General features: G+C 61.9%; 13 protein-coding genes. 5 read left to right on the forward strand and 8 right to left on the reverse strand.

The features are described 5' to 3' along the window. Window positions 1–89: 89 nt before the first annotated feature. Complete coding sequence (locus tag AC6FTP_RS21855; protein ID WP_497209032.1) at window positions 90–1,031, reverse strand: choice-of-anchor tandem repeat GloVer-containing protein; 942 nt, start codon at window positions 1,029–1,031, stop codon at window positions 90–92. Between the two features lie 29 nt (window positions 1,032–1,060). Between AC6FTP_RS21855 and AC6FTP_RS21860 the strand changes: the two genes are divergently transcribed. Further along, window positions 1,061–3,148, forward strand: coding sequence for a sulfatase family protein (locus AC6FTP_RS21860; RefSeq protein WP_497209033.1), 2,088 nt, complete (start codon window positions 1,061–1,063; stop codon window positions 3,146–3,148). A 19-nt stretch (window positions 3,149–3,167) separates the two neighbouring features. Here the strand turns inward: AC6FTP_RS21860 and AC6FTP_RS21865 are convergent, their stop codons facing one another. From AC6FTP_RS21865 to AC6FTP_RS21875, 3 genes are read right to left on the reverse strand one after another with little or no spacing between them, the layout of a single operon-like run. Beyond that, complete coding sequence (locus AC6FTP_RS21865; RefSeq protein WP_497209034.1) at window positions 3,168–3,539, reverse strand: hypothetical protein; 372 nt, start codon at window positions 3,537–3,539, stop codon at window positions 3,168–3,170. Next, the gene (locus AC6FTP_RS21870) at window positions 3,536–3,826 is read right to left on the reverse strand and encodes a hypothetical protein (protein ID WP_497209035.1); all 291 of its coding nucleotides are present in this window, start codon (window positions 3,824–3,826) and stop codon (window positions 3,536–3,538) included. The genes AC6FTP_RS21865 and AC6FTP_RS21870 overlap by 4 nt, the downstream gene beginning before the upstream one ends. Window positions 3,827–3,830: 4 nt before the next feature. After that, entirely contained in the window at window positions 3,831–4,415 is a 585-nt protein-coding gene (locus AC6FTP_RS21875) for an RNA polymerase sigma factor (RefSeq protein ID WP_497209044.1), read from the reverse strand. A 156-nt stretch (window positions 4,416–4,571) separates the two neighbouring features. On the opposite strand from AC6FTP_RS21875, the gene AC6FTP_RS21880 reads away from it, so the two are divergent. Continuing rightward, entirely contained in the window at window positions 4,572–4,955 is a 384-nt protein-coding gene (locus AC6FTP_RS21880) for a hypothetical protein (protein WP_497209036.1), read from the forward strand. A gap of 13 nt (window positions 4,956–4,968) precedes the next feature. Further along, window positions 4,969–6,111, forward strand: a complete 1,143-nt coding sequence (gene rlmN, locus AC6FTP_RS21885; RefSeq protein WP_497209037.1) for a dual-specificity RNA methyltransferase RlmN — start codon at window positions 4,969–4,971, stop codon at window positions 6,109–6,111. Here the strand turns inward: rlmN and AC6FTP_RS21890 are convergent. After that, the gene (locus AC6FTP_RS21890; RefSeq protein WP_497209038.1) at window positions 6,083–6,574 is read right to left on the reverse strand and encodes a DUF6702 family protein; all 492 of its coding nucleotides are present in this window, start codon (window positions 6,572–6,574) and stop codon (window positions 6,083–6,085) included. The genes rlmN and AC6FTP_RS21890 overlap by 29 nt on opposite strands. Before the next feature lie 25 nt (window positions 6,575–6,599). Beyond that, window positions 6,600–8,981, reverse strand: coding sequence for a M1 family metallopeptidase (locus AC6FTP_RS21895; protein ID WP_497209039.1), 2,382 nt, complete (start codon window positions 8,979–8,981; stop codon window positions 6,600–6,602). A 95-nt stretch (window positions 8,982–9,076) separates the two neighbouring features. On the opposite strand from AC6FTP_RS21895, the gene AC6FTP_RS21900 reads away from it, so the two are divergent. Continuing rightward, entirely contained in the window at window positions 9,077–10,087 is a 1,011-nt protein-coding gene (locus AC6FTP_RS21900; protein WP_497209040.1) for a sugar phosphate isomerase/epimerase family protein, read from the forward strand. A gap of 131 nt (window positions 10,088–10,218) precedes the next feature. Next, window positions 10,219–10,818: an RNA polymerase sigma factor gene (locus AC6FTP_RS21905; RefSeq protein ID WP_497209041.1), complete on the forward strand. Its 600-nt coding sequence runs from the start codon at window positions 10,219–10,221 to the stop codon at window positions 10,816–10,818. Window positions 10,819–10,821: 3 nt separating this feature from the next. On the opposite strand, the gene AC6FTP_RS21910 is transcribed toward AC6FTP_RS21905, so the two are convergent. Both AC6FTP_RS21910 and AC6FTP_RS21915 read right to left on the reverse strand, forming a co-directional pair. Next, window positions 10,822–12,867: a thrombospondin type 3 repeat-containing protein gene (locus tag AC6FTP_RS21910; RefSeq protein ID WP_497209042.1), complete on the reverse strand. Its 2,046-nt coding sequence runs from the start codon at window positions 12,865–12,867 to the stop codon at window positions 10,822–10,824. Between the two features lie 13 nt (window positions 12,868–12,880). Further along, the coding region (locus AC6FTP_RS21915; protein ID WP_497209043.1) for a hypothetical protein at window positions 12,881–13,780 on the reverse strand (900 nt) is incomplete at its 5' end.

Genomic DNA, 13,780 nt, shown 5'->3' on the forward strand with positions numbered 1-13,780 from the left:
CTTTGAGCGGCCCCCACCATGCGAAGCGTTGTGTTTTCATCGGTCGCCTTATTTACACCACCCCTTCAACTTTGCCAATCGACAGGTTTTCAAACACGGCCTAGACCGTAGAAGTTACCGTCACTGGCTTCGAGCAGTCTTCCTTGAGGCTGCAAGCCGGTGGTGGCTGAATTGAGATCCGCCATTTTGGTGAAGACTCCGGCGGCAGTGAACTTGAAAATGGTGCCGCTGTTGAAGGTGCCACCGAGGTTGGTGGTGCCGTAGAAGTTGCCATCGCTGCCTTTGATCAAGCCACCTGCTGGGTTTGACCCATCAGCTCCGCCCGCGAAGTGTTTCAACACCGTGATCACCCCCGCGTACGTCATTTTGTAAACCGCACCCAAAGAGTTGGGCCCACCACTGTAGGTGACTCCGTACAGGAATCCATCGCCACCATCCAGGAGGCGGTCCTTGGGCGAATTGCCGTGCAGTGCGTTGTCAAAGTCCGCGATCTTGGCGAAGCCCTTGCCATCCATCGTGAGTTGCGGCACGGCGTTTGCACCTCTGCCGGTGATGGCGAAGCTGAACTGCGCCTGAGTCGTGTCGGCATTGCTATGGATGATGAGGTCGCCCGCCTTCACGCCGCTCGTCGTGGGCTCGAAGTAGACGGTGAAGAAGCCTGTGCCGCCCTCGAAGATGGTTCCAGGGATGGAGCTGATCCGCCCGCTCGAGCCATTCACCTCCACACGAAAACCAGTGGGAACCGTGATCGCGCTGATGTCGAGGCTGCCGGGGCCAGCATTCCCGATCATCAAAGGCAGGCTGGCAGAACTGCCCTGCACAACCGTGCCAAAGTCCACCGCTGGTGTCATCTGCCCGTCTGTTCGGGAGCCCTCCATCTGGACCGTGAGCGTGGGGCCGGCCAGCGCCGCCGCCTGAAGAAGAAAAACACTGAAGAAAGAGGCAAGACAGGCGGCGAGGGGATGCGATGACATCATGACGGAAACGAGGGAGTAATTGGCAGATTGAAGCTGCGGATGCAGTTTACGCATCCCTCTTTCCCGTATCTGCCTCAATCTCGATGTTCAAGCCTGCTTCCGTAACAAGTGCCGCCGCATACGGCCTCGGCCATTGGCTGCTGCTGACCCTGGTGCAGGTGGAAAATACCGGCTTCACCCATCTTCACTGGCTGCCATTCATGCAGACCCAGAATGCCATCGCCGCACTGCTCGTGGTGGGATTGGCCTGGGTTGCAGGTCGGGCTGGGTGGAGTCGTTGGGCATTCCTGACGGCCTATGTGCCGCTCACCATCTTGGTGATCCTGGACCCTGGTTATTTCCGCCTGTTTGGAGACCACTACCGGCTCTCACTGGCAGAAGGTGCCGTGGGGCTGGCTCCTTCGGCCCTGCTCAGTTCAGCAGCCGCTGCGATCATGGCGGCCTGGGGTGTGCTGGCCGTGAATGCCTTGCTGGCAGTGGTGTTGATGCGCTGGCTGAGATGCCGCAAGATCACCCCCGCTCATCCCATCGTCCCCGTTCTCGCCCTGGGGCTGGGGTTCATCTCACTGCCACAGCCGGTGAAAAACGCCGCCAGCCATCCGCTCTACCCGCTGATCCATGAAGCCTTCCTCCCGGCGGTGACGAGCACGCTGTCTCCGCAAACCGGCGATGACCTGCCCGTGGATGCCCGCGCCTCCACCTCCCCCGAACTTGCCTCCGCAGCAGCAAAGATCCGCGCGGCGTCACCGAAGCCAAACCTCGTGCTCATCGTCCTGGAGTCGGTGGGCTCGCAGGCACTCGTCCGCCACCTGCCCATGCTGCCACATCTCTTCGGGTTGAGCCGCAGCGCAGTGCTTCTGGATCATGTGTATGCGGTCTTTCCCAGCACGGCGCTCAATCACCTCGCCATCAACACCGGCGGTTATCATCTGACCTGGAACGCGCCTTCGGAGGTCTTTCGACACTCCTTCACCGGGCCGCTCATGGCGCGTGACTTTGCCAAGGCGGGCTATGCGACGGCGCTCTTCTCCAGCGAGCGGCTCGACGTGGAATCCATGGATGAATTTGAGCAGCGCGCCGGGTGGAGCACGCTCTACGACTTCGCCCGCGATGTGAAAAACCACCGCAGCGAGAACGTGCTGAGCTCCTGGAGCGCGAAGGAGGAATTCACGCTGAAGCAGATCGAGCCCTGGCTGGACACTCACCGCAACGGCCCCTTCCTGCTCAGCTACATGAATGGTGCCACCCACCACCCCTACTCCGCGCCACGAGACTTCCCCGGTGTCAGTGGCCAGGGCAATGCCGCCAGCTACCTGAGCGCCCTGCGCTACACGGATGGCATCATCGGCCAGCTCATGGCGATGCTGAAATCACGCGGACTCGACGGGAATACGATCATCGCCATCACTGGCGACCACGGCGAGGCCTTCGGCGAGCATCCAGGCAACTTCACCCACAAGAACGCCATCTACGAGGAGAACGTCCGTACCTTCCTTTTGATCTCTCATCCCTCGCTCGGCACCAGCTTCCACAGCGACAGGATCGGCAGCAGCGGCGACCTCTTTGCCACGCTCGCAGCGCTGGCCGGAGTCGAAGTGACAACACCCGGCCTGGATCTGCTGACCCGCGATCTTCCAGGCCGCGCGGTGTTCTTTTCTAAAAACGTCTTCCCCGAGCAATGGGGCCTGCGCGATGGACGGTGGAAATTCATCGAGACCATCCGCGAGCGTCAGGCTCAGCTCTACGACCTGAGCACCGACCCCGCCGAGCGGCGCGACCTCGCCGCTGCACATCCTGATCTAGTCACCCGCTTCAGCGGCCAGTGCGAGCGCTGGTATCTGCGCACTGATGCCGCCTGCACCGCCAGGTTCAATGGTTTCACCACCCCCTCCTTAAAGCCAGGCGATGTCCGCAGCTACGGGCTCAAGAGCCTGACCATCTCTGGCAGTCCACCAACGGCCCACACCGTGTGGATCGCCGATGGCAAGCCACACGACTTCTCCCTCGTCTGGCAACCACCCAGCGGCGAACCGATCCACACACGGATCAAACTCGCCCCCTACGACTACAAAACCTCGACCCCCTGCCCTGCCAAGACTCCAGGCGAGTGGACGGTGACCGTGGAAGGCTCGGGCCAGATCGTTCACTTTACGGTCCCTGACATACCTTGAGTCTGCTCCCCCAAGAAGGTTACTTCACCTCTTCAGGCCGCTGCGGTTTGATGCGGGACCACTCTTCCTTTTGCTCAGGCGTGAGGTCCTGATCGATCTCGGAGGTCGTGCGTTCGAGGATGTCCCAGATGCTGCGCAGGGCCTGGACTTTGAAGGTCATGAGTTCGGCGATGGTGGCATCGACCTTGGCTTCGAGTTTCGGGAGTTGCTCGGTCGTAGGTTCGAGCTTTTTTAGGTGATTCATGGCAGCCCACTTCATGAACTCGGGCTGCTCGGTCTTCTTTTTCCAGGCCTGATGCGCCAGGATGCCGAAGACGAAACCGATGCCGAGGCAGAAGCCGATGAGCAGGGTCATGAGGCAGCCGGCTTTGAAGCGTCGTGAGATCATCATGGCAGCAGGAGTTGAGGGGAAAGCGGCGCATCGACCCACGAAGGAGCCAGCGAAACGAAGTCCACCTGCCACGCGACGAGCGCCGCACTGGCGATGAAAAGAATGGCCGAAGTCAGCACGGCACGCAGCCCGAGCGCGGTGAGCAGATCCAGCCAGGGCTCGACGGGTGTGTTTTCAAAACGGGCCAGCACGCGCGTGGTGAAGCGGAAGGGCAGCTCGACTGGCTCTTCCGCGACACGGCGGGCGGCTTGGGCGGCGGTTTGCCAGCGTTGGTCGAAGTCGTTCATGAGTTCATGCATTGAGGTTCATTTCCTGCGCGATGTCCCGCAGCTTTCGCCGCGCCCGCATGGCTCGCATTTTCACCATGGGTCGGGTCCAGCCCGTGAGTTGAGCAATCTCCTGCGTGCTCTTTTCCTCCAGGTCGAGCAGCGTGAGCACGAGCCGGTCGGGTGGGGAAAGCTGGGCGAGCAAGCGGGTGACGATGGCCTTCGCCTCGCGATCCGGTGTGGGGGGTAGGTCGGCCTGACGATGCAGCAGATGATCGAGCCATTCGGTCTCCCCATCGCTCAGATCGGCCATGCGCCACTCGGGCCGTGCTTTCTCGGCGCGCAGGGCATCGAGGCAAGTGCGGACGGTGAGGCGGCTCACCCAGTGCTCGAAGGGCACGCCGGCACGCGGCTGGTAGCTGTCGAGCTTTTGCAGCAGCTTGAGAAAGACCTCCTGCATCAGATCTTCCTCGCTCTCGCGGCGCGGCAGATGATTGCGCACCCAGCGCCGCACGAGCGGGTGCAGATGCTCGATGAGCACCTGCGCCGATGACATATCCCCAGCGCGCACGCGCTGAAGGCAGTCCTGCACATCGAAACATTCGGGCATCACGATGGGCGGAGTTTATGGGGAGGACGAGACACACTGCCAGCCAAACGCGCGGTAAGTGGCCCTGGTAACACGCTTTCCCGGCAGGTGGCCCCATGAATTGACCTTGCGGGCGGGCGGCCTCTGCGGGACTCTCCGGGCCAACTGCCCACTCCCATGCTCAAAAAGAACTGGTATCTCTTCACCCCGCTGGCCCTCGTCGGACTCCCCGCGCTGATCCTGGCCTATTACATCTTCAGTTTCGGCTATCCCATGAGCGAGGCCGTGGAGGCCACCAGCCACTTCCTTCAATCCAAGACGCGCTATTCGCTGAAGTACTCGGACCGGAACTTCGCACGCATCAAGCCCAACATGAGAGGTGACCAGGTCTTCCAACTCGTGGGTGTGCCCTTCGAGCGCCGGGACAACGACTCCGAGTGGCTCTTCGCGCTGCCCCAGGGCACCACGAACTACTACCACGAGCGCAAAGTCATCTTCATCCGCGACAAGAACAACGTCCCACTGGTGAAAGAGACCGTGCGCGGCTTCCACGCCGACTGACTCCGCAGGCTCAATGACTCCCCCCATCACGCCGCCGCGCGCCCTGCCCTCTCTCCTCGGCCTCAAACCCGAGGAAGTGGCCGAGCTTGTGTCCAGCCTGGGTGAGCCCGCCTTCAGGGCGAAGCAGATCATCGAGTGGACCTACGCCAAGCGTGCCCCGACCATCGAGGCCATGTCCAGCCTCTCCAAACCGCTGCGGCAGGCTCTGGCGGAGCGCTATGTCACGCGCTGCATGACCATCGCCAAGGTCACCGGCTCCGAGGACACGACGCGGAAGTTTTTGCTCAAGCTCAACGACGGGCGCTACGTCGAGACCGTGCTCATCCCGGCGAATCCCGCGCTCTACGGCGGTGATTCCGACCGCCGCACGCTCTGCGTTTCCAGCCAGGTCGGCTGCGCCTACGACTGCAAATTCTGCGCCAGCGGACTCGCGGGCTTTACCCGCAATCTCACAGCGGCGGAGATCGTCGAGCAGATCGTGCAGGTCGAGGCTTATGCCGGTGAGCGTGTGGACAATCTCGTCTTCATGGGCATGGGCGAGCCACTGGCGAACTACTCCAACATGACCCGGGCCATCGAAATCCTGAATGCCGAATGGGGCATCGGCATCGGTGCGCGGCACATGACGGTGAGCACCAGCGGTCTCGCGCCGCAGATCCGCAAGCTGGCGGACTTTCCGATGCAGATCCGGCTCGCCATCTCCCTGCACGGTGCCAGCGACGAAGTCCGCAGCCGTATCATGCCGGTGAATCAAAAGCACGATCTCGCCGAGCTTTTCGACGCGCTGCAATACTGGCGCTCCAAGCGCAAGCAGCACATCACGCTCGAGTACATCCTCATCAAGGACGTGAACGACATGATCTCTCAGGCTAACCTCCTGGCCAAACGGGCACGATCCATCCACGCCAAGGTCAATCTCATCCCCTACAACACCGTCGATGGTCTTGCCTGGGAACGCCCGAGCGAAGCACAGCAGGATGCTTTCCATGCCGTGCTCACCGCCGCCGGAGTCACTGCCACCCTGCGCAGGGAGAAGGGGCACGACATCGCCGCCGCCTGCGGACAGCTTCGTCTGAAACAGGAAACCGCTGAAGGCATCATCGAGTCCCCCATTCCTGAAAAGCGCATCACGATCGGCGCGGGGGCGGCGGCATAACCAACGGCTTCATCGGGTCATTGGCGGTGAATTTGAGCTGCTCTTTCCGCGTGCCTGCGCTCACCAGCAGTAGGTTGAGCTGGTCTTTGAAAAGGTCGCACAGCACGGCGTGTCTTAGCGTGGATGTAGCGAGTTCCCCCACGATAGGAATCTCGAAGTGCAGCATCACTGCGGGATCACCGGCCTGCGCCAACTCACGTCCCACCCACTCGATCTTTGCCACTTTGCCCGCTGCATCTGTCACCACAAAGGTCTTGGCGAGGTAGGCTTGGATTTGAGCATCAAACTCGGCGGCGGGCGTTTTGTCGATGGACATCAACCGCTCCGACTGCCGCATCAAGGCCAGTTCAAGGTCGTCGATGAAAACCGTGAGGCTGACTTCGAGCTTCTTCGTCGTCGGATTGTATTCCGCCTCGGCGGTGGATTGATGGATCGAGTGCGCGTGCAGGCACGGAACGAGCAAAAAGACCGCGAGGGATGTAATGAGGCTACTTCTTCTCATCTGACTTCTTTGCGTCGTTCTTCTTCTCCGGCTTCGTTAGCTCACGCATCGGGTTCGGGGCCTTCTCGTCTTTGTAGAGCTGGAACTTGCTCTTCACGGGACGGCGGGGCCAGAAGTTGTTCTCCACATCGGTGTCCACAAGTTCATGGCGCGGGTCGAAGGTGACCGACTTCAGCTCCTTCTTCGTGAACAGGAGCTTGGAGGCTTTTTCCGTATTGAAGCGCCAGATCTCGGCGGGCAGCTTCATCTCCTCCGTGCTGCCGTCGGTGTAGTCGATCTTCAACATCACCGGTGTCACAAGCCCCCCGACGTTGCTCAGTTCGATGGCGTAGAAGTTGTGCTTCGTCTGCAGCAGCTTGGGATCGATCTCCGCCTCGTTGAGTTCCTTGATGAGCGATTCGAACTTCTTCTTCTCGCTCGGCAGCACGGTGGCTTCATCGAAGCTGTCGTAGAAGTCCTTCAGCTCAGGGAACCGGTCCACGCGCTTGGAAAGCGGGTAGTTGCGCTCCTTCGTCAGCGTCTTCGGCAGATCTTCCTTCTCCTGCTTCTTCTTGGGCTTCTCGATGGCTGGATCGCGCGTGTCGAGTTGCAGCCACTTCACTTCATCAATCGAGACATCGACATGATCGACGCTGTAAAACCAGCCGCGCCAGAACCAGTCGAGATCGACACCGCTCGCATCCTCCATCGTACGGAAAAAGTCGCTCGGCGTAGGCCGCTTGAACATCCAGCGCCGCGCATAGGTTTTGAAGGCGTGATCGAAGGCCTCCCGACCAAGGATGTGCTCGCGCAGTAGGTTCAGCGCGGCGGTGGGTTGGCCGTAGGCGTTCGGGCCGAGGTCGGCGATGGACTCGCTGTTCGTCATCACCGGCACGCGGTCGGTAAGTCGCATGTAGTCCACCATGCCTCGCTCATCACGCCGATGCTTCCAGTCGTTCTCCCATTCCTCCTCCGTGAGGTATTCCACGAACGAATTCAGCCCCTCGTCCATCCACGTCCACTGCCGTTCGTCGCTGTTCACGATCATGGGGAAGTAGTTGTGCCCGACTTCGTGAATCACCACGCCGATGAGCGCATACTTCGTGCGCTCGGGGTAGGTGCCATCCTTCTCTGGGCGTGGACCGTTGAAGCAGATCATCGGGTATTCCATGCCACCCACCGGCCCGTTCACCGACCATGCGACAGGATACGGATACGCGAACGTGTACTTCGAATACACCTGGATCGTGTGCGCGATGGCATGCGTCGAATACTTGTCCCACAGCGGCATGCCTTCCTTCGGGTAAAGTGACATCGCCATAACCGGCGGACGGAACATGCGGTCCGCGATGCCGCCCTTGCGCTCAGGCGTCGGTGGATGTGTCGCACCTTCCACCGCCATCGCGTCCCAGATGAATTTGCGCGACGAGGCGAAGGCAAAGTCACGCACATTGTCCGCCTGAAACACCCAGGTCTTCTTGCCCTTCGGTTTGCCTTTTTCCGCCGCCTTCGCTTCCTCCGGCGTGACGATGAAGATCGGCTTCTTCGTCTCTCCCTGCGCCTTCTTGAGCCGCTCGCGTTGTGTTTCGGTCAAAACGGCCTCCGCATTCTGCAAAGCACCCGTCGCGGCCACGAGATGATCATCTGGCACGGTGAGGCGCACGGTGTAGTTGCCGAACTCGAGCGTGAACTCGCCCGTGCCGAGGAACTGCTTGTTGATCCAACCCGCGTAGTCCGTGTAGGCCGCCATGCGCGGGAACCACTGCGCGATGGTGTAGATGCAGTTGCCGTCCTCCTTGAAGAACTCGTAGCCCGTGCGCGCATTGACGCGCTTGCAGTCATTGATCGGGTAGCTCCACGCGATCTTGAACACAAAGTCGGCTCCAGCGGCCAGCGGCTCCGGCAGATCGAGCCGCAGCATGGTCTTCACGATCGAATGCGGCAGCACCGCACCCTTTGTGTCCGTCAGCTTGCTGATCTTCATCTCACCATCGTAGTCCTCGTAGGCCAGCAGCCGGTCGAGCGCCGAGTAGGTGATCTTATCCGGATCAATCCCGCGCTTCGTGTTCGGCGCGGCCCGCGAGTCCGCATTGTGAGACAGATAATTCTGATCGAGCTGCACCCACAGATACTCCAGCGCATCCGGCGAGGCATTGTGATACGTCACGGTCGCCTCCGCCGTGATCGTGCGCTTCACATCATCCAGCTCCACGTTGATGTCGTAGTCCGCCCGGTTCTGCCAATAACCTGTCCCCGGTGCTCCGGATGCAATGCGCTGCGCCGAGGGGGTGGGGATCGAGGGATCAAGCTGCTGAAACTTGCCGACGGGAGCACCCGATTCGGCGGCAGCTTGCAAGACGGGCAAAAGAAGAAGCAAAAGGTGTTTCATCGCCCGCCATTGTTCCGACTCGCCAATGCTTGGCAATCCCTGAATGCAGCCGAAACGCGCTTGCTCAATCCCCCCGGCTCTGATTGCATCGCAGTATGAGCCCGCCCACCGATCCCCTCTCCCGCCGTGACGCCCTGAAGGCCACCATCGCCTCCATCGGGCTCAGCTCGCTCGCGTTTGAGCCTGCAAAAGCCGCTCCGGTTGCTGCGCCTGATGCACGACGTGGATCGACGAAGAAATACGACATGCTCAAGTCGATCAACCTCTGGGCCTTCCCGTATCCCGAGCGCATGACGCTGCGCGAGTGCCTGCAGCTCGCCAAAGACGCTGGCTTTGACGGCATCGAGCTGAACTACGACCTCGATAACGATCTCTCGCCGAAACACGGCACGGCGGACTATGTCAAAATTCGCAAGATGGCCGACGAGATCGGCATCCAGATCAGCGGGTTGTGCTCCTTCCTCTTCTGGCCGTATCCGCTGACGAGCAATGATCCCGCGAAACGCGCTCAAGGCATGGAACTCGCCGGAAAGATCGCGCAGTGTGCGCATGACCTCGGTGTCGAAAACGTGCTCGTCGTCCCTGGAGCCGTTCACATCCCGTGGCGCACGGATCACGAGCCGGTGGCGAATGATGTGTGCGATCAACGTGCCCGCGAAGCCGTTGGGCAGCTCGCGAAGCAGGCGGAAAAACTGAAAGTCTGCCTCAACATCGAAAACATCTTCTTCAACGGCTACCTCATGACACCGATGGAGATGAACGCCTTTGTGGACAGTTTCCACAGCGAGCACGTGCGCGTGCATTTCGACACGGGAAACATCAGCATGTTCCAGTTCCCGGAGCACTGGGCGAAGGTGCTCGGCAGCCGCACGAAGAACGTCCACCTGAAGGAGTTCACCAAAAAAGGCACCGACTTCAGCCTCGAAACCTTCCGCCCGCTGCTCGACGGCACCACGAACTGGCCCGCCGTCACCGACGCGCTCGCCGACACTGGCTACAAGGGCTTCCTGACCTTCGAGTACTTCCACCCGTATGCCCATTATCCCGAGGCGCTGATATATCAGACATCGGACTCCATGGACCGTATTCTTGGCCGCAAGGCATGATGCATCCCACAGGCCAGACATCTCATTCCCCGCAGTTCCAGACGACTCGCTGGACACTCATGGGGGGTGCATCTGAGTCATCAAAAAGAGATGCCGCGTGGGAACATCTCTGCCGGACATATTGGTATCCGGTGTACGCTTTCATCAGGCGACGCGGGGAGTCGGCGGAGGATGCGAGTGATCTGACGCAGGCGTTTTTTGCGAAACTGATCGAGCAGGACTGGCTGGCCCAGGTAGAGCGGCGGGAGGCGCGCTTTAGCACGCTCCTGGTCACGGTTTTGAAGAACTTCCTCATCAAGCAGCATCGCCGTGAGGTGGCGCAGAAGCGCGGCGGCGGTGAAAGCCCCGTGCCGCTGGATCTGGCGCAGGCGGAGAGCTGGTTTGGGGCGGAGCCGAGCACGGCGGAAACGCCGGAGACCTTGTTTGAGAAGCGCTGGGCTCATGCGGTGATGGAAGCGGCTTTGATCCGTCTGCGCGAGGAATGCGAGAGCACGGGCAAGGCCAAGGTGTTTGCCACATTGAGCCCGTTTTTGTCGCGAGATCCCTCAGCAGGTGATTACGAGACAGCGGGTGAAAAAATGGGCATTGCTGCCCGCAGTGTGGCCGTGGCGGTGCATCGGCTACGCGCGGATTATCGAGCGATGGTGCGCGAGGAGGTGGCCGCAGGCTTGCGTGATGACAGCATGGTCAAAGAAGAGATGCTGGCACTGGCAGCAGCGTTGGGACTTTGAAGGCTACAGCTTCCGCAGGCGATAAAACTCACGCGGGCCGGTGATGGGTTCGCTCCAGGTGTTGTCGATGGGCTGGGGATTCACGGGGGTCCAGTTTAGCAGATCGGGGCTGCTTTCGAGGATGTACCCGACGAGTCCGTCTGGCCATGCGAGGGTGATTTCACCTGCCTGGACGGTGGCAGCGGCGATCTCGGCCTCGGGAGCGCTGCCGCCTGCGGGATGGCTGCCAGCATCAAGGGGATCAGTGCCGTAGTTTTGCTCGGTGATGGCATTGAAGCCGTCGCCATCGTCATCGGTGTTGGGATTGTTGATGCCGAAGGCACGTTCCCAGGCATCGCTGAGGCCGTTTAAATTGGCATCGACGGCGGCGGCGGGTGTGACGGGGGGCAGCGCGGCAAAGGTGTAGGCGGCGGAGACGAGCGGGGAGCGTGCGCCGGTGGCGGGTTCGATGCTGTAGGCGGTGAGGCTGCCGCTGGCGGTGAGCGCGGGTGGGGATGCGGCACTGTAGGTGGACCATGCCGTGCTGCCTGGAAGGCGGTAATGGATGCTGGCGGTGGGCGAGGCGGTGCTGAGGCTGACTTTGAAGGAGGCTCCAACTTCGAGCGCGGCGTAAGCTCCAGCGGGGGGGGAGAATAGGAGGCTGGGACGAGGCACGGCGGCCACCGGGCCGAATCCGGCGAGGCAGGCCCCGGCGAGCAGTTGATTGCCGAGCGCGAAGCCTGGCGGGCCGGTGAGAGTGATGTTTTGCGCCCCACCAAGACCGCTGGCGGTGCCGCCATCGGTTTCGCCCTGGGAAACGAGGCTGGTGAGGGTGGTCCAGTTCAGGCGGCTCTGGCTGGCGATGAGCACGGCGCTGCTGGCGGTGAAGGGGTCGGCATTGAAGATGAAAATGTTTGGGCTGGCGGCGCGGGTGCGCAGTGGCGGGAGGGTGCCGGAGGCGACGACGACAGGGAGCTGGCCGGGGCCGGGCTGGGCGTAGCGCTGCCAGGTCTTTACCCGGCCGCCGGGGCCGCTGAGGAGCTGGAAATCGTCACCCGCAGTGGTGAGTCCGGCGAAGTCTTCGCCGGGGGGCATTGTGAGGGTCATGAGTTCTTCGGCGGAGGGGGTGGGCGCATCCAGCAGGCGGTAGAGATGCACTTCGTTCGGTGCGGAGGCGAAACGGATGGCGACGAGGCAGCGCAACGCGGGATAGGCCGGATCGGTGAATGGGACGGCATCCAGGCCGACGGCTTGCTCGGGCATGGTGAAGGTGGTGGTCTGCGCGACGCTGGTGGGCAGGGTGAATCCGGGTGCGCCCGCGCTGCTGACGATGCGGTGTTGGGTGAGGGTGAGGCTGGTTTTGGCGATGGAAAAAAGCTCGCCCGGCACAGCGGTCCAGTGGACGCCGGCGGGATGCGGGCCGGTGACGTCGAAACCGCCAGCGATGATGCCACTGCGATCCATTCGATCCACGCGCAAGGTGCCGCCGCGAGTGCTGACGAGCACGGGCAGGCCGGTGGCGGGGCTGAGCGGGATGAATTGTGCGCCGACTGGCAGATCGAGCACTGGCGTGTTGAAAAGTGTGGCTCCAGACACAGCGAGCGCGGCGAGCTGATGCGGATCAGGCGCATCACCAAGACTGCCGAGGGTGATGACATCTTCCACGACTGCTCCAGCAACATGCCCGGTGGAAAGGCGGACGAGGGCGTGTGGGCCGACGACGGGGCTGCTGAGCGTCTGCGGGCTGCCGCCGGGGCTGACGAGCTGGACGGCATTCCAGGCGGCGGAGCTGGTGGCGATGGCGTCCACGGTGCCGCTCCGCAGGGTGGTGAGGCCGGTGATGGCAGACATGCCGGTGGGCAGCTCCGTCCAGGTCAAGGAGGCTCCGTTTTTCAGCCCCAGGCGGGCGAGGCCGGTGGCTTTGTCGACGACGAGGAGATCCGTGCCATCGGACGGTGTCTGAAAGCGGCCCGTGGTGATGAATTCGTGCGCTGTTTCGGTGATCCAATCTGGCGCGGCACTGGCGGTGACGGTGCAGGCCAGGAAAAGGCAGGTGAGGAAGGGTTTCATGGCGTGTGAGGCTTCAGTTCGGGCCGTAGAAACCGGCGTCGATGGTTTGGGTGATCTCGCCATCTTTGCCGAAGCAGACGAGGTAGTAGTGGTAGCGGGCACCTTCGACCACGCCCTGGGTATCGAGCAGCCAGAGGTGCGGGGTGGGGATGGGGGAGCCGGCGGTTTGAATGGCAAAGAAGGGGTCCGCCAGGAGGGCACCCGTGCGACCCGCGTAGGTGGTGGCTGCCCAGGCGATTTTTTTCACCAATGGCGAGACCTGAAGGGTGTCTCCCGCGACCATGGGGAAGAGGGTGTTGGCGACTTGCTGCCGGTACATGACCACGCCCAGGACCTGGGTGGTTTTGTTGCCGATGGGTGCCAGGACATGGGCGTTGGGGTCATGGCGGTTAAAGTTAGTGCTGCCGGGCGTGGGGGCGAAGATGTAGGCCCCGCCTTGCTCAAAGAGCTCATCGTTTGGATTCGCATCCAGGATCGAAGCGATCCGCACACCCACGGGCCGCGTGCCGTTCAGCTCGGCAGGCCACAGCACGGGGTCGAGCTCGGCGGCCTCGATGCCTGGGGCGAGTGTGACCTCGGTCTGCGGGCGCTTGGGCCAGGGTACGGCGGGTTCCGGCGGTGCGGGCTCCCAGGTGAAGTCATACCAGGCGCTGGCCGGTCCTCGGCCTTGACCTCCGGCGATGCTGCCACGCACGGCCTGGACGGAGACGCTATACGTCGCGCCGACCTGAATATCGAACTCGGCGGTGAAGGGTGGATTGGCGGGCAGGCCGTTGCCGATGGGCGGGGTGACGAAGGTCTGGGTTTTGACCAGTTTTTTGTAATACACCAAATTTCCGGAGGCCAGGTTCAGGGCGGAGAGGCCGCTGTCGTTGTTGCTGGGGCCGGGTGTGGCGGCCTGTGTCGTGGGGGT

The sequence above is a fragment of the Prosthecobacter sp. genome, from assembly GCF_044378005.1.
Taxonomy (GTDB): Bacteria; Verrucomicrobiota; Verrucomicrobiia; order Verrucomicrobiales; family Verrucomicrobiaceae; genus Prosthecobacter.

Coding starts and splice junctions, on each gene's coding strand:
- AC6FTP_RS21870 (WP_497209035.1), bottom strand. CDS start 3,826: ATGAACGACTTCGACCAACGCTGGCAAACCGCCGCCCAAGCCGCCCGC.
- rlmN (WP_497209037.1), top strand. CDS start 4,969: ATGACTCCCCCCATCACGCCGCCGCGCGCCCTGCCCTCTCTCCTCGGC.
- AC6FTP_RS21865 (WP_497209034.1), bottom strand. CDS start 3,539: ATGATGATCTCACGACGCTTCAAAGCCGGCTGCCTCATGACCCTGCTC.
- AC6FTP_RS21860 (WP_497209033.1), top strand. CDS start 1,061: ATGTTCAAGCCTGCTTCCGTAACAAGTGCCGCCGCATACGGCCTCGGC.
- AC6FTP_RS21880 (WP_497209036.1), top strand. CDS start 4,572: ATGCTCAAAAAGAACTGGTATCTCTTCACCCCGCTGGCCCTCGTCGGA.
- AC6FTP_RS21855 (WP_497209032.1), bottom strand. CDS start 1,031: ATGCGTAAACTGCATCCGCAGCTTCAATCTGCCAATTACTCCCTCGTT.
- AC6FTP_RS21900 (WP_497209040.1), top strand. CDS start 9,077: ATGAGCCCGCCCACCGATCCCCTCTCCCGCCGTGACGCCCTGAAGGCC.
- AC6FTP_RS21910 (WP_497209042.1), bottom strand. CDS start 12,867: ATGAAACCCTTCCTCACCTGCCTTTTCCTGGCCTGCACCGTCACCGCC.
- AC6FTP_RS21895 (WP_497209039.1), bottom strand. CDS start 8,981: ATGAAACACCTTTTGCTTCTTCTTTTGCCCGTCTTGCAAGCTGCCGCC.
- AC6FTP_RS21875 (WP_497209044.1), bottom strand. CDS start 4,415: ATGCCCGAATGTTTCGATGTGCAGGACTGCCTTCAGCGCGTGCGCGCT.